Source organism: Caballeronia sp. HLA56, from assembly GCF_054655155.1.
This window is the reverse complement of sequence record NZ_BAAHOB010000005.1, coordinates 1,933,630-1,952,801: the sequence shown is the minus strand read 5'-3', so window position 1 is coordinate 1,952,801 and position 19,172 is coordinate 1,933,630. Positions and strand designations below refer to the sequence as shown.

Below are 19,172 nucleotides of genomic sequence, written 5' to 3'. Positions count from 1 at the left end.
GCCATACGCATGGCGACGCGCGATGCAATGCGCATACATCGGGCTTCGCTTCGGCTTTTCAACGTCCACTCACACAGAAAATATTCGAGACACCATGCCTAACGTCACGTCTGCCACGTCTGCCCCTGTCGTCGTCATCGCGCCCGATTCGTTCAAGGGTTCGCTTTCCGCCGAGGGCGTTGCCAACGCCATTGCAGAGGGCATTTTGCGCGCGCGTCCGGATGCCGAAATACGCACTCATCCAATGGCCGATGGCGGCGAAGGCACGCTCGACGCCATGCTCTCCGCAGGCGGCGAACGACGTCTGCTCAACGTGCGCGGCGCGGCTTCGGCCCGGCGCGACGCGGCGACCGGATTGCTGGCGGATGGCGGCGCGATCATCGAGACGGCCGAAGTAGTCGGCATCACGGACCCGGACGGCATGGCGACGCCCGTCACGGAGCGCAGCACGCTTGGCATGGGCGAGGCGATTCGCGCCCTGCTCGATTCGGGCGCGCGCACGTTCTACGTTGCGCTGGGCGGCAGCAGCACGAACGACGGCGGCGCGGGTCTGCTCGTCGGGCTCGGCTTGAAGCTTTTCGATGCGAACGGGCGCGAACTCGAGCCGGTGCCGTCGGCGTTGGCGAAGATCGCGCGTATCGATGCGTCGGGGCTTGATTCGCGCGTGAATGAAGCGGAGTTCATCGGCATGTCGGACGTCGATAATCCGCTCACCGGCGAGCACGGCGCGACCGCGATCTTCGGTCCGCAGAAGGGGGTGACGCCGGAGCAAGTGGCGACCATCGATGCCGCCCTCGCGCATTTCGCGGATCAACTCGAACCGGCGATGGGAATCGTCAAGCGCGACGAGCCGGGCGCGGGCGCGGCGGGTGGTCTGGGTTTCGCGCTGCATATGCTGGGCGCGCGCTTCGAAACCGGCGCCGAAGTGGTTGCGCGCGAGATCGGACTGGATGCGGCACTCGAGGGCGCTGACTGGCTCATCACCGGCGAAGGCCGGTCGGACGTGCAGACGCTGCACGGCAAGGCGCCGTTCATCGCCTGCAAGCACGCGCGGGACGCAGGCGTGCCGGCGACGCTTTTGTCGGGCGCGGTGGATTCGGCGGCGCTGCCGCGTCTGTCGGAGTTTTTCAGCGGATGCTTTTCGCCCGCGCCCGGCCCGATCACGCTCGATGTCGCGATTCGCGACGCCGCGCGCTTGCTGGCGAACGAAGCGGAGCAGTTGACGCGGTTGAGGTTTGGAGCGAAGTGAAGGGTCGGTGCTTGCGAAATGGCAAGCGCCAACAAAAAACCCCTTTAAGAAACAAAGGGGTTTGTTTGGTGCGAGGAGCGGGACTCGAACCCGCACACCATTGCTGGCGTCAGGACCTAAACCTGGTGCGTCTACCAATTTCGCCATCCTCGCAGCACGACTTCGAGCGGGGTTTCGTTTTGCCGCACAACCTTGGTTGCGTGGCGCCGCAAAGCGCCCGGCGCTGTTTCGCCGTGTTCGACACCGGTCCACTGTGTCGAGCCCAAGATTCTAACGCATTCGTCTGGTGATGTCTGGGAAAATCCGTGACAGCTTTCTAGGGGCGTGATTTCGGCTCAGGGAAGGCATTGAATCTTCAGGAATCCTCGACGTCGATTGTTGCCAGGTTCGAGGATAGTCGCGTCTGTTGTGAGCCACCCGACAGCGAACGATTCAGGGCTCACGCATCTGTTCACGGCTCAAAGCGTCTACTCCGGCGCGGCTCGTCAAATTGCGGCGCGCGATCGAGTGCGAGAAGCCGCAGCGTGCATCGTCAGACGGACACGCCGCCCAACTCCACCATGACCACTTCGCCTTTGGCCTGCGAGCGTCCGGCGAAATCGATACCCGATTGCCCCATCAGCTTCCTGATCTCGTCAGGCATCCTTTCGCTTGCTTGCGCTGCCGCAATCGGCCTGTCGATATGCGACAGAAACTGCCGCACGCTAGATGGCGGCAGGAACACGAAAACGTTCAGCGGATAAGACAGCTTTGCATCGCTGGCGCGGTTGGCCGTGATGTGCAGTCCCATGGTCGGCGAGACGTGCATCTGACGCGGACACACTCGAAAATCGAAGCCGAAATCGCTTGCCACGCTTCTCAGGAGAAACGGCAGGCATCTGTCTCCAAACTGCTTGTTCTCGGTCTTGCTGAGGGCCATGGCAGCCTCCGGTGCGCGCGCGGTTCGTTCACGAGCGTCCAGTGTTGCGCGGCGCGAAAACGGCGTCGGTGGGTCGGCGCACATCCGCGTCGATCACCGTGCATCGGGAAGACGTTCGCCGCGCCTGGCAGCGGAGCCTTTCGCGGGCGGATAAAATAGGCGTCGCGTCACGTTCATGCGTCAGAACAAATCAAAGCCGGACGCCCCGCCGCACTTGGCCTACCCCACAAGCTCAGTTCGTGAATTTCGACGATTATTGCCAGCAAAAAGCCGCGCCCGAAGGCTCGGGCACTTACTACGCGCTCCGTCGCGCGCCCACGGCGCGTCAGCCGCTTTTGAGCGCGCTCTACGCGTTGCGGCGCGAACTCGAAGAGACCGTGAAGGAAACGAGCGACCCGACCATCGGGCGGACCAAGCACGCGTGGTGGCAAAACGAACTAGGCAAGCTCGATGCCGGTGAACCCACGCATCCCGTGACGAAAGCCTTGCTGGCGCACGCGCCGTCCGCGGCGCAACCCGTGCTCGAAGATGCCGGCCGCGCGCTGATCGATGGCTTCGGCATGGATCTCGATCAGGCGCGCTATCTGGACTGGCCAGGACTGCGTCGCTATCTGGAGCAGACTGGCGGCGCGTTCGGAACGGCGGTCGCGCGTGCGACCGCGCGCGATCCGGCGCTGGCCGCGTCGTGGGCGGCGCCGCTCGGTTCGGCGCTGTTGCTGGCCGAGCGCGTGCAGGAGATCGGCGACGACGCGCGACATGGACGCATCTACGTCCCTATCGACGAACTGCAGCGCTTCGGCGTGACGGCGGCGGACATCATCAATCGCGAATACAGCGATAGCTTCACGGAACTGATGCGCTTCCAGACCGAACGCGCCCGACGTGCGCTCGAAGATGCGCTTGCCGAAATACCGCCGGCCGAGCGTTCATCGCAACGTGTTTTGCGCTCGCAGGCGGCGCTGTCGCTTGCGCTGCTCGACGAGATCGAGCGCGAGGGTTTTCAGGTGCTGCATCAGCGGATAGCGCTAACGCCAATTCGGAAGCTCTGGATTACCTGGCGGACGCGATAGGTGCGTGGACAGCGCCTTTCATTGCTGTTGATTCTTCGGCGCGTCGATTGGACGCGGGGCGCAACGGGCTAACGCCCTCACCGCGATTCGAAGGCGCTCGTGAATACCGCTTCCGCCAATCGTGTCTGCAAACGGCCAATGCACGCGAATAAACCGCAGCGCTTGCGCAGCAGGCCCAATGCGGCTAGCGATCGGGTCGAACGCGTGAGCGGCGGCTCTTCAATGGCGCGAGCCGGAAACGTAAGACCACTAGAACGAAGCAATAACATCTACGCCCGAATCAATGGCAGCGCGTCCGAAGACGGCCCCAGGCTCGCCACCGATTCGAGCTCCGCGCACGCGCTCAGAACCGTCGCATAAACCCGCCTGAAGTCGATGCTGACGCTCACGCCGCCATCGACGTCCAAGTCATCCAAACGCGGCGCTGCCCCATACAGCCCGCCGCTCACGCCTCCACCCAACACAAACTGCGGTGCGGCCGCGCCATGATCGGTGCCTCGTGCATCGTTTTCACGAGCGGAGCGCCCGAACTCCGAATGACTCATCACAAGCGTGCTGCGCCAGTCGCCCGACGCGATCAACGCGCGTCGCAACGAAGCGAGCCCGTCCGCAAGCTGCGCCAACACACGCGCGTGCTTGGCCGCCTGATGCTCATGCGTATCGAACCCCGGTAGCGTAAGACGCACGAGCGCGACCTTGTCACGTTCAGCGCGCCCGACGATGAAACGCGACGCCGCATCGCATGAAGCGGCAAACGACGCGCGTGCCTGCCCGATCCATTCGACCGCGCGGCTGGCATTTGCGAAAGGCCCCGCCTCCGCCGTGCCAACGACGCTCGCACGCGTTGCGTCCGAACGCGCAAGCCAGCCATCACGGCGATATTGGGCGGCGCTCGAAGCCGTATCCCAGATTTCGCGGGAGCGAAAATGCGAGCGGCTGGAGCTCGCATACCCCACGCCCTGGACGATGGCCAATTCGCGCGCTTCCCAAGCCGGCATCAACGCGAGCAAGGAAGGATGCAGCCCGGTTTGCTCATCAAGATGCAAGACATGCTCGCGCGGGATCGCAAGCGTCGGCCTGAGCGCGCGATAGCGATCATCGTTGAGCGGGATAACCGTGTTGAGGCCGTCATTGCCGCCGCTGAGTTCGACGAGCACGAACGTCTTGATCGAACGTCGCGCACGCGCCGTGGCGAATCCGTCCGCGCTCGCGCCACCTGCAAGCGCGCCGGCGATCTGCATGAAGCGGCGTCGGTTCATCGCGGCTCGCGCTCAACGCTTGTAGAGATCGCGGACGGCCTCTTCGATATGTTGACGCAAGAGGCGCCGCTCATCGGCGGTCATGACGGTATGGCGCGGAGGACGCGCGGGCGGTGCCTGATCGACCTGCTGAACAGGCTGCATCGTGGCGGCTTTGGTGTCGCGGTCGGGAAAATTGCCGTTCTTGGACGAGCGCTGCTGCGCGCGAATCATACGGCCGTCGAAGCGATTCGGCCGGGTGTCGGACGTGGTGTCGAAAGCGGTTGAGGGACGCGCGAAGCCCGGCGTCTGGGCGAAAACATGGTGCGTGCTCAGGATGGCGCAGAGCGCGCTGGCGAGAAGCGTTAGTTTGAAGATGCGCTCGACGCGCACGGGTCCGCGTTGCCGCGCTCCCAACATGTTTTTCCCTTCGTTGCTCGACAACCGGACAGCCTCATTCTTTTAGCGCACGTCTCAAAAGGCTTGGTCCGGCCAAATGACGCGCTGGTCTAATGGAGTATCTACCGAATGGCGGGCTTAGGTAAGGGAGTGTACGCATAGAACCTTTTGGGCGTGCCACAGTCGCCGTAAATTTTGTAACGGACTGTTACACTCGCTTTTGTTACAAACTCGACGATTGAACAAACGCGCTAAGATGCCGCCATGGAAACCAAGAACCCATCCAAAATTCTCGTCGTCGACGACGACCCGCGCCTGCGCGATTTGCTGCGCCGTTATCTGGGCGAGCAAGGCTTCAACGTGTATGTCGCGGAAAACGCGCCGTCGATGAACAAACTCTGGGTGCGCGAGCGCTTCGATCTGCTCGTGCTCGACCTCATGCTGCCCGGCGAAGACGGTCTTTCCATCTGCCGCCGGCTGCGCGGAAGCAACGACCGCACGCCGATAATCATGTTGACGGCGAAGGGCGAGGACGTGGACCGCATCGTCGGTCTGGAAATGGGCGCGGACGACTACTTGCCGAAGCCGTTCAATCCGCGCGAACTCGTCGCGCGCATTCACGCGGTGCTGCGCCGCCAGACGCCGTCGGAGTTGCCGGGCGCGCCGTCCGAAACCACCGAGGTATTCGAGTTCGGTGAATTCGCGCTGAATCTCGCCACGCGCACGCTTACCAAGAACGGCCAGGAAATTCCGCTGACCACGGGCGAATTCTCGGTGCTGAAGGTGTTTGCACGGCATCCGCGTCAGCCGCTCTCGCGCGAAAAGCTGATGGAACTCGCGCGCGGCCGTGAATACGAAGTGTTCGACCGCAGTCTCGACGTACAGATTTCCCGCCTGCGCAAGCTGATCGAGCCGGACCCGAGCAGCCCGCGTTTCATCCAAACGGTGTGGGGCCTGGGCTACGTGTTCATTCCCGACGGCGCGGCCTGATGCCTCATGCTTTGACGCGAGTCCGCCACGCTTTTTTTCCTCCATCGAGCCGAACCCGATAGACCCATGCGCATCGACAGGCGGCTACTGGCGCTTGCGTTCGGCGGCCTGTTCTGGCGAACCTTCGCGCTGATCGCGCTGCTCATCGCGGTCAGTCTCACGGCATGGTTCCAGAGCTTTCGAGTGATCGAGCGGGAGCCGCGCGCGCAGCGCGTGGCGCTTCAGCTCGTCGCCGTGGTCAAGCTCACGCGCACGGCCCTGCTCTATTCCGATCCCGATCTTCGTCGCGCGCTCCTGCAGGATCTGGAGAGCAACGAAGGCGTGCGCGTGTATCCGCGTGAGACCACCGACAAATACCGCCTGCAGCCGGATGAATCGCTCAACCGTCTGATCGAGCGCGACGTGCGCGGACGCCTTGGCAACGACACGATCATCGCGCAATCCGTGAACGAGATTCCCGGCGTGTGGATCAGCTTCAAGATCGACGACGACGACTATTGGGTTGCGCTCGACCGCGATCAACTGGATACCGTCACCGGTCTGCAATGGGCCGGCTGGGGGGTTTTCGCGCTCGCGCTGTCGCTCTTCGGCGCGGCGTTCATCACGAGTCTCGTGAACCGGCCGTTCGCGCGACTGGCGCTCGCCGCGCGCAAGGTCGGTTCGGGACAATCGCCCGAGCCCTTGCCGGAGCGCGGCATGGGCGTCGCCGCGGAAACCAATCGAAGCTTCAACCAGATGGTGCAAGACCTCGAACAGCTCGAAGCGGACCGCGCGCTGATGCTCGCGGGCATTTCGCACGATCTGCGCACGCCGCTCGCGCGTTTGCGGCTCGAAACCGAAATGAGCCCCTCGGACGAAGCCACCAAGCTCGCGATGATCGACGACATCGAACAGATGGACATGATCATCGGGCGCTTCCTCGACTACGCGCGGCCGATGCAGCGCATGCCCGAGGCCGTCGATCTCTCGATGATCGCGAGCGAACTCGTCGCGCGCTTCCAGGCCGACGAAGGCGTCGTGATGCGCACCGACCTCGCGCCCGGCGCGGTGATCGAAGGCGACCCGACGGATGCGCGCCGCGTGGTCGGCAATCTGCTCGAAAACGCGCGCAAGTACGGGCGCAGCGAGCAGGACGACATCGCGCGGATCACCGTGCTTACGCGCGTCACACATGGCAAGGTCGAACTCTCGGTGATGGACGAAGGCCGCGGCATCCCCGACGATCAGGTCGCGCTCATCACACGGCCCTTCTATCGTGTCGACGCCGCGCGCACGCAGGCGAACGGCACGGGTTTGGGCATGGCGATCGTGCAGCGGCTCGTCTCGCGTCAGCGCGGCACGTTGCGCCTGCGCAATCGCACGCCGCTTGCGGGCTTCGAAGTCACCATCGATTTCCCGGTGATGAAAGGCGCACGTTTCGACGGCGTCTGACACTCCCGCGTTTCCTGGAAATTCGTCAAAAACTATTTGAAGTTATAGTCAAATACTATTGCTTCGATTTAGTGATACGCTTAATATGGATTTGTGCAGCGCGATGGCATGACGATTGTTTTCATGTCCGCGTTACGAAGATTCAGTAGCCTCATTTTGCGTTTGTCCTTTCAACGAACACAGGAGTCACTGCATGAAGACCGTTGGCGATAAAGTCGAAGCATTCACCGTCACCGCTGCCAAGCCGGGTTTCAATCACCACGAAGAAAACGGCCAGTCGGCATTCGAAGAAATCACCGAGCAGTCGTTTCCGGGCAAGTGGAAAATCATCTACTTCTACCCGAAGGACTTCACGTTCGTCTGCCCGACTGAAATCGTCGAGTTCGGCAAGCTGGCAAAGGACTTCGAAGACCGCGACGCCATTTTGCTCGGCGGCAGCGTCGACAACGAGTTTGTCAAGCTCGCATGGCGTCGTGAGCACAAGGACCTGAACAAGCTAAACCACTACTCGTTCGGCGACGTGAAGGGCGAACTCATCGACCAGCTCGGCGTGCGCGACAAGGAAGCCGGCGTGGCGCTGCGCGCGACATTCATCGTCGATCCCGACAACGTCATTCAGCACGTCTCGGTCAATAACCTGAACGTCGGCCGCAATCCAGAAGAAGTGCTGCGTATTCTCGACGGCCTGCAAACGGACGAACTCTGCCCGTGCAATCGCGCGGTCGGCGGCTCGACGCTCTGATCGCACGAGCCTTTAAGCGCCTGAGGCAACGCCCGTAGCCCGCCCTCTTTCGAGCGCCCGCTTGGAAGCCGGCGGGCTTTATTGACGCCATCGAATAAGGAGAACGCATGGAATTCCTGTCATCGATCAAGGAGCTGGTGCCGGACTACGCGAAAGACATTCGCCTGAATGTCGACGGGACGATCGCCCGTTCGTCGCTGGAAGGCAACGACGCGGTCGGCGTCGCACTCGCCGCCGCGTATGCCGCGAAGGCGACGAAGATCGTGAATATCATCCGCGAGTCGGGTGTCATGGCGCCGGAAGAAGTCAATGCCGCGCTCACGGCGTCCGCGCTGATGGGCATGAACAACGTCTGGTATCCGTACCTGGAGATGGCCGACAACGCCGATCTCAAGACGCAGCCGGCTGGACTGCGCATGAACGCGTATGCATCGCACGGCGGCGTCGACAAGCGGCGCTTCGAGATGTACGCGCTCGCGGCGTCGATCATCGGCAAGTGTCACTTCTGCGTGAAGTCGCACTACCAGAATCTCGTCACCGAAGGCATGTCGACGACCCAGTTGCGCGATGTCGGGCGCATCGCGGCCGTGATCAACGCGGTGGCGCTCGCCATCGAGGCCGAGGCGAAGTAAGCCCTTGACGCCACGCGCGCGTGGCGTTCGATTTCAACTATCGATCGACGTGCGCCGCAACAGCACCGCGGCCTGCGCCTCGATACCTTCCTTGCGGCCGAGATAGCCGAGCTTTTCGTTGGTCTTCGCTTTCACGTTGACGCGATCGACGGCCAAGTCCAGGTCTTCCGCGATATTCGCGCGCATCGCCTCGATGTGCGGCGCGAGCTTCGGCGCCTGCGCGATGATCGTGCTGTCGATATTGGCGATGGCGAAACCCGCTTCCGACACGCGCTTGAACGCTTCGCGCAGCAGCACGCGGCTGTCGGCGCCGGCGAATTCCGTCGCGGTATCCGGAAAGTGCCGGCCGATATCGCCGAGCGATGCCGCGCCGAAGAGCGCGTCGGTGATGGCGTGCAGCAGCACGTCCGCGTCCGAATGGCCGAGCAGGCCGCGTTCGTAGGGAATCGTCACGCCGCCAATGATGAGCGGGCGGCCCTCGACGAGTTGATGTACGTCGTATCCCTGTCCGATTCTGAAATCCATCGATGCAACCTTGCTGTAGAAAGTGTGTGTCGGAGCCGTCAGGCCTTCGTGGCGAGCATCGCGCCCGCGAGCGCGAAGTCTTCCGGATAGGTCACCTTGAAGTTGCGCAGGCTGCCCTGAACTAATCGCGGCGAATGGCCGAGCCATTCGATTGCGCTCGCTTCGTCCGTGAGATCGTGACCGTCGTGACGCGCACGTTCGATCGCTTCGCGCAACATGCCGAGGCGGAACATCTGCGGCGTTTGCGCCTGCCAGAGCCCGTCGCGCGATTCCGTGCGGGCGACACGCGGGTGGTCATCCGCTGCATCGGGCATGCTCGGTGCGACCCGTTTCAGCGTATCCGCGACCGGCAATGCGAGAATGCCGCCCACGGCGTCGTGACGCAGGGCGCCGACGAGCTTGCGAATCAGTTCCGGCGTGATGCCGGGACGCGCGGCGTCGTGGACGAGCACCCAGTCGTCGTCGCGTGCGCCGAAATCGGCCAGCGCGACGAGACCGTTATACACCGATGCCTGTCGTGAAGCCCCGCCGCAGCGCTGCACCGCGAAGCGCAGGCCGGCAAAGCGGCGCGCATCGAAATGATGATCGTCGGGAGCAAGTACGACGAGGGTCTGCGAGAATTCGGAACACGCGTCGAAGGCGGATAACGTGTAACCAAGCATCGGGCGGCCCGCGACGGTCTGATACTGCTTCGGCATGGGTGCGCCGGAGCGGCTGCCGTTGCCGGCGCACGGAATCAGCGCGAACAGGCGCGAGGTAGTGGCGGGTGAAATCGTTGGCGCAGTAGACGGCGCATTTGACGAATTTGCAGTCGTAGTCACGGGCAGATCACTGAGCCAGGTCAAAGTGGAGCCCGGATTTTATAATAGGTCTTTAGCGACCACGTCCGGCCCGTCCTCGAAGAGGGCGAAAGAGCCGACGGTTAATTGCATATATATGTCCTCGAAAGCCGTCAACGCGCAGTCCAGTTCTCCCATCCCGCTCGTGAAAGCGGGTCAGCGCTTTGTCTTCGACGGCGCGCCCGGTTCATCCGATGCCCTCGCCATCGCGCGTTATTACACGGCTAATCGCGAGTTCGTGCGGCTCTTGACGGTGCTCTGCGCAAGCGCGGTCGATGCGCAACGCCTCGCAACCGAAATCCCCTATTTCGCGCCGGATGCCCGCGTGCGTCTCTTGCCGGACTGGGAAACGCTGCCGTACGACACGTTCTCGCCGCATCAGGACCTCGTGTCCGAGCGTCTCGCGACGCTGCACGATCTCGGCGAAGGACGTTGCGACATCCTGCTCGTGCCGGCGACCACGGCGCTTTATCGCATGCCGCCCGCGTCGTTTCTCGCGGCTTACACGTTTTCGTTTACGCAGGGCGAGCGCCTCGACGAAAGCAAGCTCAAGGCGCAGTTGACGCTCGCGGGTTACGAGCACGTGAGTCAGGTCGTGCGTCCCGGCGAATATTGCGTGCGCGGCTCGCTGATCGACCTTTATCCAATGGGCTCGCCGCTGCCGTATCGCCTCGACTTGTTCGACGATCAGGTCGATTCCATCCGCGCCTTCGATCCCGACACGCAACGCAGCCTGTATCCCGTGCGCGACGTGCGCCTCTTGCCGGGCCGCGAATTTCCGTTCGACGAAGCCGCGCGCACCGCGTTTCGCAGCCGCTGGCGCGAAGTGTTCGAGGGCGATCCGAGCCGCTCGCAGATTTACAAGGACATCGGCAGCGGCGTGCCGTCGGCGGGCATCGAATATTACTTGCCGCTCTTCTTCGACGACACCGCAACCCTCTTTCACTATCTGCCGGAGAACTCGCAACTCGCGTTCGTCGGCGACATGGATGCCGCGATCAAACGCTTCACGGCCGACACGAAGCAGCGCTACAACTTTCTTTCGCATGATCGCGAGCGGCCTTTGCTCGAACCGCGCCGCCTCTTTCTCAGCGACGACGACTTCTTCACGTTCGCCAAGCCGTTCGCGCAACTGAAGTTCCCGGCGTCGCCCGAAGGCGGCTGGGCCGTGCCGCTTCCAGGGCTTGCTATCGACCGCCACGCGGACGAACCGTTGCTCGCGCTGCGCCATTATCTGGAGCAGACCAAAAACCGCGTGATGCTGGTCGCGGAATCGGCGGGACGGCGCGAAGCCATCCAGCAATTGCTCGTCGATAACGGCTTGCGCGGCGAACTGCGCGACACGTTCCAGGAATGGCTCGGCGCGGATGCCAAATTCACGCTCGGCATAGCGCCGCTCGCGAACGGTTTTTCGTTGCCGGAAGCGAAGCTGTCTATCGTCACCGAGACCGAGCTCTACGGGCCGCTCGCGCGCCGCGCAGGACGCCGCCGCCAGGAACAGGCGAGCAATGTCGATTCGATGGTGCGCGATCTCGCCGAATTGAAAATCGGCGATCCGGTGGTGCACGCGCAGCATGGCATCGGCCGATACATGGGTCTCGTGTCCATGGACCTCGGCGAAGGCGAAACCGAGTTTCTGCACCTCGAATACCAGAACGACGCCAAGCTCTACGTGCCCGTCGCGTTGTTGCATGTGATCTCGCGCTATAGCGGCGCCGATCCCGAAAGCGCCCCGCTCCACACGCTCGGTTCGGGCCAATGGGAAAAAGCCAAACGCAAGGCCGCGCAGCAGATTCGCGATACCGCAGCCGAACTGCTCAACCTCTACGCCCGCCGCGCCGCGCGCGAAGGCTACGCGTTCAAGCTCGATCCACGCGACTACGTGAAGTTCGCCGAGAGCTTCGGCTTCGAGGAAACGCCCGACCAGGGCGCCGCGATTGCCGCGGTCATCGGCGACATGACGAGCGGCAAGCCGATGGATCGGCTCGTGTGCGGCGATGTCGGCTTCGGCAAGACGGAAGTGGCCTTGCGCGCGGCGTTCATCGCGGTGATGGCGGGCAAGCAAGTGGCGATACTTTCCCCCACCACGCTGCTCGCCGAACAGCATACGCAGACTTTCACCGACCGCTTTTCCGACTGGCCCGTGCGGATTGCCGAACTGTCGCGCTTCAAGAGTTCGAAGGAAGTCACGCAGTCGATCGCGCAGATCAACGAAGGCAGTGTGGACATCGTCATCGGCACGCACAAGCTGTTGTCGTCGGATGTGAAGTTCAAGCGGCTCGGGCTCGTGATCATCGACGAGGAACATCGCTTCGGTGTGCGGCAGAAGGAAGCGCTCAAGGCGTTGCGTGCGGAAGTGGATGTACTCACGCTCACCGCGACGCCCATTCCACGCACGCTCGGCATGGCGCTCGAAGGCCTGCGCGACTTCTCCGTGATCGCGACCGCGCCGCAGAAGCGCCTTGCCATCAAGACCTTCGTGCGGCGCGAGGAAGACGGCGTCATTCGCGAAGCCATGCTGCGCGAGCTGAAACGCGGCGGGCAAGTCTACTTCCTGCATAACGAAGTGGAAACCATCGAGAATCGCCGTTCCATGCTCGAAGCACTCGTGCCCGAAGCGCGCATTGCCGTGGCGCACGGCCAGATGCACGAGCGCGAACTCGAACGCGTGATGCGCGATTTCGTCGGCCAGCGCGCGAACGTGCTGCTGTGCACGACCATCATCGAAACGGGTATCGACGTGCCGAGCGCGAACACCATCATCATGCATCGCTCGGACAAGTTTGGACTCGCGCAACTGCACCAGTTGCGCGGGCGTGTCGGGCGTTCGCACCATCAGGCTTATGCGTATCTGCTCGTGCACGACCCGCAGTCGCTGACCAAGCAGGCGCAGCGCCGGCTCGAAGCCATTCAGCAGATGGAGGAACTCGGCTCGGGCTTCTATCTGGCCATGCACGACCTCGAGATTCGCGGCACGGGCGAAGTGCTCGGCGACAAGCAATCGGGCGAGATTCACGAGATCGGTTTTCAGCTTTACACCGATATGCTCAACGACGCCGTGCGGGCACTGAAGGAAGGCCGCGAGCCGGATCTCAACGCGCCGCTCGCCGCCACGACCGAGATCAATCTGCACGCACCGGCCATCTTGCCCGCCGACTATTGCGCGGACGTACAAGAGCGTCTTTCGCTCTACAAGCGGCTTGCGAACTGCGAATCGAGCGATGCCATCGACGGCATTCTCGAAGAGCTCGTCGACCGCTTCGGCAAGTTGCCGCCGCAAGCGCATGCGCTCGTGGAGACGCATCGGTTGCGGCTTGCGGCAAAGCCGCTCGGTATCTCGAAGATCGACGCCAACGAGAGTTCCATCGGCTTGCAGTTCGTGCCGAATCCGCCTGTCGATGCCATGAAGATCATCGAGATGGTGCAGAAGAACAAGCACATCAAGCTCGCGGGACAGGACAAGTTGCGCATCGAAACGCGCAGCCCCGATCTCGCGGTGCGCATTGCCACGGTGAAGGAAACGTTGCGCGCGCTCGGCGCGCCGGTGCGGCAGTCGGCGGCCGTGGCGCGTTAGGTTCATCCGGCGTGTTGGTATCTACGGGAGGCATGGCGCGCGCATCGACCGGAAGACGGATCAAGCGCCCGGCCCGACGCTTCCTGTCATTGCCGCTCTTTGAAAGGCAGTGACGGGAGCGATGCCGCAGCGCATATATTGACCAGAAGGTCAGCAAGCGTGGTTTCGGCTATGATCGGCTTCTACCCCGCAGGAGCGAAAAATGTCCCAAATCGCCGCTGAGGCGCAACAAGCCACGACCTCCGCCACGCCTCAATCCTTACCCTGGATCGAACGTCTCGTTTCCTTCGATACAGTCAGCCGCAATCCCAACCTCGGCCTCATCGAAACCGTGCGCGACGAACTGCGCAAAGCGGGTGTCGAAGCCAGCATCACGACCGATTCACGCGGCCAGTGGGCCAATCTCTTCGCCACGGTGCCCGCGCACGACGGTCAGACGAACGGCGGCATCGTGCTGTCGGGACACACCGACGTGGTGCCGGTCGACGGTCAAAACTGGAAAAGCGATCCTTTCAAGCCCGAAATCCGCGATGGTCTGCTCTACGGTCGCGGCACCTGCGACATGAAGGGGTTCATCGGCGCGGCGCTCACAATGCTGCCGAAGATGCAGGCGACAAAGCTCGCCAAGCCGATCCACTTCGCGCTTTCGTTCGATGAAGAAGTAGGCTGCGCGGGCGCGCCGCTCATGATCGCCGACTTGCAAAAGCGCGGCGTCAATCCGGATGGCTGTATCGTCGGCGAACCGACTTCCATGCGCCCGGTCATCGCGCACAAGGGCATCAACGCGTTCCGCTGCTGCGTGCGTGGCTTTGCGGCGCATTCGTCGCTTACGCCGAAGGGGCTGAATTCGATCGAGTACGCCGCGCGCCTCATCTGCTTCATTCGCGATGTCGCCGATGAATTCCGCGCCAAGGGCCCGTTCGACGAGTTCTACGACGTACCCTTCACCACCGCGCAGACGAGCACGATCAAGGGCGGCAACGCGCTCAACACCGTGCCCGCGGAATGCACTTTCGACTTCGAATTCCGCAACTTGCCGACCATCGACCCGGACCCTATCTTCAGGCGCATCGAAGCGTTCGCGCGCGACACGCTCTTGCCGAAAATGCAGAAGGAGCACGAGAACGCGGCCATCGAATTTTCGAAGATCGCCGCCGCGCCCGGACTCGACGCCACCGAGCAGGCCGCCATCACGCAACTCGTGCGCGCGCTCACCGAGAATCAGGAGAAGCGCAAGGTCGCTTACGGCACCGAAGCGGGACTTTTCGCGATTGCGGGCGTGCCGAGCATCGTGTGCGGACCGGGCAACATCGAACAGGCGCACAAGGCGAACGAATACGTGTCGCTCGACCAACTCGTCGCTTGCGAAGCGTTTCTCGGCAAGTTCATCCATAGCATGTCGGTCGAAGCCCAGGCGCGCTAATCATCGACCGTCGTACGATCCATCGAGCCATGTCCACAGCAACGCATTCCGACCATACGATCGACGGCACGCCCATTCCGACCCTCGACGAGATCGCCGAGCAGCATATGGCGCTCACGCCCTGGGTAGCGCGCACGCCGATCTTCGAGCGGCACGATTTTCCGACGCTCGAAGGCACACCCGTCACGTTCAAGTTCGAGCTGCTGCAGGCAAGCGGCACGTTCAAGGCGCGTGGCGCGTTCTCGAACATCCTCGCGCTCACCGACAGCGAACGCGCGGCAGGCGTGACGTGCGTGTCGGCGGGCAATCATGCGGTCGCGGTGGCTTACGCGGCGCAGCGCATGGAAGTGGGCGCGAAGGTGGTCATCACGAAGAACGCCAGTCCGACGCGCATCGCGCTTTGCCGGCGCTTCGGCGCGGAAGTCGTGCTGGCGGAAAATGTGATCGAGGCCTTCGAGATCGTGCGGCGCATCGAGGCCGAGGAAGGACGCTTCTTCGTGCATCCGTTCAATGGTTATCGAACGGTGCTGGGCACGGCGACGCTCGGTTACGAGTGGACGTCGCAGGCGCCGGATCTCGATGCGGTCATCCTGCCAATCGGCGGTGGCGGGCTGTCCGCCGGCGTTTCGACCGCCATGCGTCTCGCCAACCCTTCGCTGCATGTCTATGGCGTGGAACCGGAAGGCGCGGATGCGATGAGCCGCAGCTTCGCCGCCAATCACACGATCAAGCTGAGTTCCCTGCACAGCATCGCCGATTCATTGATGGCGCCGCATACCGAACAATACAGCTATGAACTGTGCAGGCGACATATCGACGAGATCGTCACCGTATCGGACGACGCGTTGCGGCACGGCATGCGGCAGTTGTTCAACGAACTGAAGCTGGCTGTGGAACCGGCGTGCGCGGCGGCGACCGCCGCGCTGCTCGGACCGTTGCGCGAGCGTCTGCAAGGCAAGCGCGTGGGCGTGTTGCTGTGCGGAACCAACACGGACCCGGCGACGTTCGCGACTCATTTGGCGAGTACGTGAAGTGCCATTGTAGACGCTGCGTGGAACTGAAGCATCTGGCAATTGCTGGCAATTGCTCGATGCTCACAGTGACATCGTAGGTAAAAAGCGGCTTGAAGCGGCGCTTGCCGTGTTCAGGCGAACACGCGGAAAAGCGCGGCTCTCGCGGTTCCTCGTCAACGAGAGCAAACTAACGCGCCTGCGTTCACAGTACCTCGGCCAGCCTTCTGCGCTCATTGCGCTGCATGAAGTAATTCGCGGCGATCACCCCGACCGTCACCAGCGCGATGAACAACGTCGCGAGCGCATTCATCTCCGGATTCAGTCCCAGCCGCACGCGCGAAAACACGACGAGTGGCAGCGTGGTCGATCCCGGTCCCGACAGAAACGCGGAAAGCACGAGATCGTCGATCGACAAGGTGAACGACAGCAGCCAACCCGCCACGAGCGCCTGCGATATCAGTGGCAGCGTGATCGCGAAGAACACGCGCAGCGGTGTCGCGCCGAGATCGAGCGCCGCCTCTTCCAGCGACGGATTCAGCTCCCGCACGCGTGACTCCACGATGATCGCCACATACGAGATGCATAGCATCACGTGGCCGATCCAGATGGTGAAGAGCCCGCGCCCCGCCGGCCAGCCGATCAGCTTGGCCATCTCCACGAAAAGCAGCAGCAACGAGATGCCCTGAATGACCTCGGGAATCACGAGCGGCGCGTTGATCATGCCCGTGTAGAGCGTGAAGCCGCGAAAGCGTCCCATGCGCGCGAGCACGAACCCCGCCCACGTGCCGATCACGACCGACGCGCACGCCGTCAGAAACGCGATGCGCAACGACAGCCATGCCGCCGCGATAAGCTCGTCGTCGTACCAGAGCGCCTTGTACCAGCGCAGCGAAAACTCCGTCCACACGGTGACCAGCTGCGACTCGTTGAACGAATAAACGATCAGGCTGAGGATAGGGATATACAGAAACGCGAACCCGATTCCGAGCGCGGTGATCTGCAGCGGACGGCTCGGCTTGATCATCGTTTCTCCTCCAGTTGCTTCGCCTGGAAGTGCTGGAAAAGCGCCATCGGCACGAGCAGGAGGAGCACCATCGCGCAGGTGACGGAGGATGCCATCGGCCAGTCGGCGTTATCGAAGAACTCGTTCCACATGACGCGGCCGATCATCAAGGTATCCGCGCCGCCGAGCAACTCGGGAATGACGTATTCGCCCACCGCCGGAATGAACACGAGCAGACATCCGGCGATAATCCCGTTCTTCGACAGCGGCAAGGTAATCTGCAGGAACGCCTTCCAGGGCTTGGCGCCGAGATCGTAAGCGGCTTCGAGCAAGGTGAGATCCATCTTCACGAGATGCGCGTAAAGCGGCATGACGAGAAACGGCAAGTACGAATACACCATGCCGATATAAACCGCGACATTCGTGTGATAAAGCTCGATTGGCGAATGGATGAGGCCGATCGACATCAGGAAGTTGTTGAGCAAGCCGTTGTTCTTGAGAATGCCGATCCAGGCGTAGACGCGTATCAGGAACGACGTCCAGAACGGCAGCATGACGGCCATCATCAGCAGATTGCGCGAGGCCGGATTCGCCCGCGCGATGTAATACGCCATCGGATAGCCGATCACGAGGCACAGCAAGGTCGAAACCGCCGCGACCAGCAGCGAATTCATGTAGGTCGCGAAGTACAGGCTGTCGGTGACGAGAAACGCGTAGTGCGAGAAATCGAGCGCGATATTCAGCACACCCTCTTTCAACGCCACGATATCCGTGTACGGGGGAATGCCGAGCTGGCTGTCCGCGAAGCTGATCTTCACGACGAGCAGGAACGGCACGAAAAATAGCAGCAACAGCCACAGGAACGGCCCGGCGATGACCGCGGTGCGGCCGCTCACGCCCATGCGGTCGAGCAGTCTCATCATCATGCCGTCAGCACCACGCCCGCCGACGCGCTCCAGCGCACGTAGACTTCATCGTCGAAAGTGGGGGAATCGATTTCGCCGAGCGCGAGGCTCGATACGTTCGCGACCACCGTCTTGCCGCTTTCGAGCGTCACGTGATAGAGCGTGTAGCCGCCCATGTAAGCGATATTCGTCACACGTCCGCGGCCCCAGTTGAACGCGCCCTCGGGCGGCTTTCTCATGAGCGCGATACGTTCCGGGCGCACCGAGATGGTCACCGGCATGCCGAGCGGCCCGGTAATGCCGTGGTTCACATAGAGCCTGACCGGCAGTTCCGGCGACTCCACGAAGATATGGTCTGGCTCGTCCTCGACCACGTTGCCGTCGAAGAGATTGGTCGAACCGATGAACTGCGCCGAGAAGCGGCTGTTCGGATACTCGTAGACCTCGTGCGGCGTGCCGATCTGCACGATACGCCCTTCGCTCATCACGGCGAGGCGCCCGGCCATGGTCATCGCCTCTTCCTGATCGTGCGTGACCATGATGCAGGTGACGCCCACCTGATCGAGGATGTTGACGAGTTCCATCTGCGTGCGCTGGCGAATCTGCTTGTCGAGCGCGGACATGGGTTCGTCGAGCAAGAGCAGCTTGGGACGCTTGACGAGGCTGCGCGCGAGCGCCACGCGCTGCTGCTGGCCGCCCGACAACTGATGCGGTTTGCGCTTCGCGTACTGGCCCATCTGCACGAGTTCGAGCGCGGCTTGCACGCGCTCCTTGAGTTCGCCACCGCGCACGCCTTCCTGCTTCAAGCCGAATGCGACGTTCGATTCCACGCTCATGTGCGGAAAGAGCGCGTAGGACTGAAACATCATGTTCACCGGCCGGCGATACGGCGGCATCTGCGCGAGGTCTTCGCCTTCGATCAGAATCTGCCCTTCGGTGACGGTCTCGAGCCCGGCGAGCATGCGCAACAGCGTGGACTTGCCGCAGCCGGAACTGCCGAGCAGCGCAAACAGTTCGCCCTTCGCAACCGACAGGTCGACGCCCCTCACGGCCACCGTCTCGCCGAACTTCTTCACGACGCCGACGACCTGCACGAAGTTGTCGTCCGACACGAGTCCGGTGGACGGAAAATTGTCCGGCGCTTGTCTGCCGGAATTAGGCGCTGCCTTCAACGCGCTCGACTGCTCACTCATGATTGCCTGTTCGACTCCTGCAACTTG

General features: G+C 62.5%; 17 protein-coding genes and 1 tRNA gene. 9 read left to right on the top strand and 9 right to left on the bottom strand.

Annotated elements, in window-relative coordinates:
• Window positions 1-94 precede the first annotated feature (94 nt).
• Window positions 95-1,249 carry a glycerate kinase gene (locus ACYQ47_RS28710; RefSeq protein WP_459908077.1) on the top strand — a complete coding sequence of 385 codons (1,155 nt, stop codon included), beginning with the start codon at window positions 95-97 and terminating at the stop codon, window positions 1,247-1,249.
• Between the two features lie 66 nt (window positions 1,250-1,315).
• On the opposite strand, the gene ACYQ47_RS28705 is transcribed toward ACYQ47_RS28710, so the two are convergent.
• Window positions 1,316-1,402 (bottom strand) — tRNA-Leu (locus tag ACYQ47_RS28705).
• A 379-nt stretch (window positions 1,403-1,781) separates the two neighbouring features.
• Window positions 1,782-2,168 (bottom strand): hypothetical protein, encoded by a 387-nt coding sequence (locus tag ACYQ47_RS28700; protein WP_250464820.1) that lies wholly within the window; start codon window positions 2,166-2,168, stop codon window positions 1,782-1,784.
• Window positions 2,169-2,407: 239 nt separating this feature from the next.
• On the opposite strand from ACYQ47_RS28700, the gene ACYQ47_RS28695 reads away from it, so the two are divergent.
• Window positions 2,408-3,238 (top strand): squalene/phytoene synthase family protein, encoded by an 831-nt coding sequence (locus ACYQ47_RS28695; RefSeq protein WP_459908075.1) that lies wholly within the window; start codon window positions 2,408-2,410, stop codon window positions 3,236-3,238.
• Window positions 3,239-3,507: 269 nt separating this feature from the next.
• Here ACYQ47_RS28695 and ACYQ47_RS28690 read toward each other — a convergent pair whose 3' ends face one another.
• A complete protein-coding gene (locus ACYQ47_RS28690; RefSeq protein WP_459908073.1) occupies window positions 3,508-4,497 on the bottom strand; it encodes a DUF1501 domain-containing protein in 990 nt (329 codons plus the stop codon).
• Between the two features lie 12 nt (window positions 4,498-4,509).
• Window positions 4,510-4,869 (bottom strand): hypothetical protein, encoded by a 360-nt coding sequence (locus ACYQ47_RS28685; RefSeq protein WP_250492362.1) that lies wholly within the window; start codon window positions 4,867-4,869, stop codon window positions 4,510-4,512.
• A gap of 270 nt (window positions 4,870-5,139) precedes the next feature.
• On the opposite strand from ACYQ47_RS28685, the gene ompR reads away from it, so the two are divergent.
• From ompR to ACYQ47_RS28665, 4 genes are all read left to right on the top strand, one after another.
• Window positions 5,140-5,865, top strand: a complete 726-nt coding sequence (ompR, locus tag ACYQ47_RS28680; RefSeq protein WP_008349770.1) for an osmolarity response regulator transcription factor OmpR — start codon at window positions 5,140-5,142, stop codon at window positions 5,863-5,865.
• A gap of 66 nt (window positions 5,866-5,931) precedes the next feature.
• Entirely contained in the window at window positions 5,932-7,296 is a 1,365-nt protein-coding gene (locus tag ACYQ47_RS28675) for an ATP-binding protein (protein WP_244827933.1), read from the top strand.
• A gap of 193 nt (window positions 7,297-7,489) precedes the next feature.
• Window positions 7,490-8,038, top strand: coding sequence for a peroxiredoxin (locus ACYQ47_RS28670; RefSeq protein WP_244827934.1), 549 nt, complete (start codon window positions 7,490-7,492; stop codon window positions 8,036-8,038).
• A 107-nt stretch (window positions 8,039-8,145) separates the two neighbouring features.
• Window positions 8,146-8,670 carry a carboxymuconolactone decarboxylase family protein gene (locus tag ACYQ47_RS28665; RefSeq protein WP_244827935.1) on the top strand — a complete coding sequence of 175 codons (525 nt, stop codon included), beginning with the start codon at window positions 8,146-8,148 and terminating at the stop codon, window positions 8,668-8,670.
• Between the two features lie 33 nt (window positions 8,671-8,703).
• Here ACYQ47_RS28665 and ispF read toward each other — a convergent pair whose 3' ends face one another.
• Entirely contained in the window at window positions 8,704-9,195 is a 492-nt protein-coding gene (gene ispF / locus ACYQ47_RS28660; protein WP_244827936.1) for a 2-C-methyl-D-erythritol 2,4-cyclodiphosphate synthase, read from the bottom strand.
• A 38-nt stretch (window positions 9,196-9,233) separates the two neighbouring features.
• Complete coding sequence (ispD, locus tag ACYQ47_RS28655) at window positions 9,234-9,893, bottom strand: 2-C-methyl-D-erythritol 4-phosphate cytidylyltransferase (RefSeq protein ID WP_284507717.1); 660 nt, start codon at window positions 9,891-9,893, stop codon at window positions 9,234-9,236.
• A gap of 238 nt (window positions 9,894-10,131) precedes the next feature.
• Here ispD and mfd point away from each other — a divergent pair, with 238 nt between their 5' ends.
• The 3 genes from mfd (at window position 10,132) to ACYQ47_RS28640 (ending at window position 16,062) form a co-directional block, all read left to right on the top strand.
• Entirely contained in the window at window positions 10,132-13,608 is a 3,477-nt protein-coding gene (mfd, locus tag ACYQ47_RS28650) for a transcription-repair coupling factor (protein ID WP_459908067.1), read from the top strand.
• 202 nt (window positions 13,609-13,810) lie between these two features.
• Window positions 13,811-15,031, top strand: a complete 1,221-nt coding sequence (gene argE, locus ACYQ47_RS28645; RefSeq protein WP_250464812.1) for an acetylornithine deacetylase — start codon at window positions 13,811-13,813, stop codon at window positions 15,029-15,031.
• Between the two features lie 29 nt (window positions 15,032-15,060).
• Window positions 15,061-16,062 carry a threonine/serine dehydratase gene (locus ACYQ47_RS28640; protein ID WP_244827939.1) on the top strand — a complete coding sequence of 334 codons (1,002 nt, stop codon included), beginning with the start codon at window positions 15,061-15,063 and terminating at the stop codon, window positions 16,060-16,062.
• Window positions 16,063-16,246: 184 nt separating this feature from the next.
• On the opposite strand, the gene ACYQ47_RS28635 is transcribed toward ACYQ47_RS28640, so the two are convergent.
• The 3 genes from ACYQ47_RS28635 to ACYQ47_RS28625 are packed head-to-tail and all read right to left on the bottom strand — an operon-like array spanning window position 16,247 to window position 19,145.
• Complete coding sequence (locus ACYQ47_RS28635) at window positions 16,247-17,065, bottom strand: ABC transporter permease subunit (RefSeq protein WP_244828036.1); 819 nt, start codon at window positions 17,063-17,065, stop codon at window positions 16,247-16,249.
• Entirely contained in the window at window positions 17,065-17,973 is a 909-nt protein-coding gene (locus ACYQ47_RS28630; RefSeq protein WP_309842748.1) for an ABC transporter permease subunit, read from the bottom strand. The genes ACYQ47_RS28635 and ACYQ47_RS28630 overlap by 1 nt, the downstream gene beginning before the upstream one ends.
• Window positions 17,970-19,145: an ABC transporter ATP-binding protein gene (locus ACYQ47_RS28625; protein WP_250464807.1), complete on the bottom strand. Its 1,176-nt coding sequence runs from the start codon at window positions 19,143-19,145 to the stop codon at window positions 17,970-17,972. The genes ACYQ47_RS28630 and ACYQ47_RS28625 overlap by 4 nt, the downstream gene beginning before the upstream one ends.
• Window positions 19,146-19,172 lie beyond the last annotated feature (27 nt).

What these genes read in the sequence shown, in the direction of transcription:
- ispD (WP_284507717.1), bottom strand. Translation starts at nt 9,893, where the DNA reads ATGCCGAAGCAGTATCAGACCGTCGCGGGCCGCCCGATGCTTGGTTAC.
- ACYQ47_RS28670 (WP_244827934.1), top strand. Translation starts at nt 7,490, where the DNA reads ATGAAGACCGTTGGCGATAAAGTCGAAGCATTCACCGTCACCGCTGCC.
- argE (WP_250464812.1), top strand. Translation starts at nt 13,811, where the DNA reads ATGTCCCAAATCGCCGCTGAGGCGCAACAAGCCACGACCTCCGCCACG.
- ACYQ47_RS28690 (WP_459908073.1), bottom strand. Translation starts at nt 4,497, where the DNA reads ATGAACCGACGCCGCTTCATGCAGATCGCCGGCGCGCTTGCAGGTGGC.
- ACYQ47_RS28665 (WP_244827935.1), top strand. Translation starts at nt 8,146, where the DNA reads ATGGAATTCCTGTCATCGATCAAGGAGCTGGTGCCGGACTACGCGAAA.
- ACYQ47_RS28630 (WP_309842748.1), bottom strand. Translation starts at nt 17,973, where the DNA reads ATGATGATGAGACTGCTCGACCGCATGGGCGTGAGCGGCCGCACCGCG.
- ACYQ47_RS28625 (WP_250464807.1), bottom strand. Translation starts at nt 19,145, where the DNA reads ATGAGTGAGCAGTCGAGCGCGTTGAAGGCAGCGCCTAATTCCGGCAGA.
- ACYQ47_RS28700 (WP_250464820.1), bottom strand. Translation starts at nt 2,168, where the DNA reads ATGGCCCTCAGCAAGACCGAGAACAAGCAGTTTGGAGACAGATGCCTG.
- ACYQ47_RS28640 (WP_244827939.1), top strand. Translation starts at nt 15,061, where the DNA reads ATGTCCACAGCAACGCATTCCGACCATACGATCGACGGCACGCCCATT.
- ompR (WP_008349770.1), top strand. Translation starts at nt 5,140, where the DNA reads ATGGAAACCAAGAACCCATCCAAAATTCTCGTCGTCGACGACGACCCG.
- ACYQ47_RS28710 (WP_459908077.1), top strand. Translation starts at nt 95, where the DNA reads ATGCCTAACGTCACGTCTGCCACGTCTGCCCCTGTCGTCGTCATCGCG.
- ispF (WP_244827936.1), bottom strand. Translation starts at nt 9,195, where the DNA reads ATGGATTTCAGAATCGGACAGGGATACGACGTACATCAACTCGTCGAG.
- mfd (WP_459908067.1), top strand. Translation starts at nt 10,132, where the DNA reads ATGTCCTCGAAAGCCGTCAACGCGCAGTCCAGTTCTCCCATCCCGCTC.
- ACYQ47_RS28675 (WP_244827933.1), top strand. Translation starts at nt 5,932, where the DNA reads ATGCGCATCGACAGGCGGCTACTGGCGCTTGCGTTCGGCGGCCTGTTC.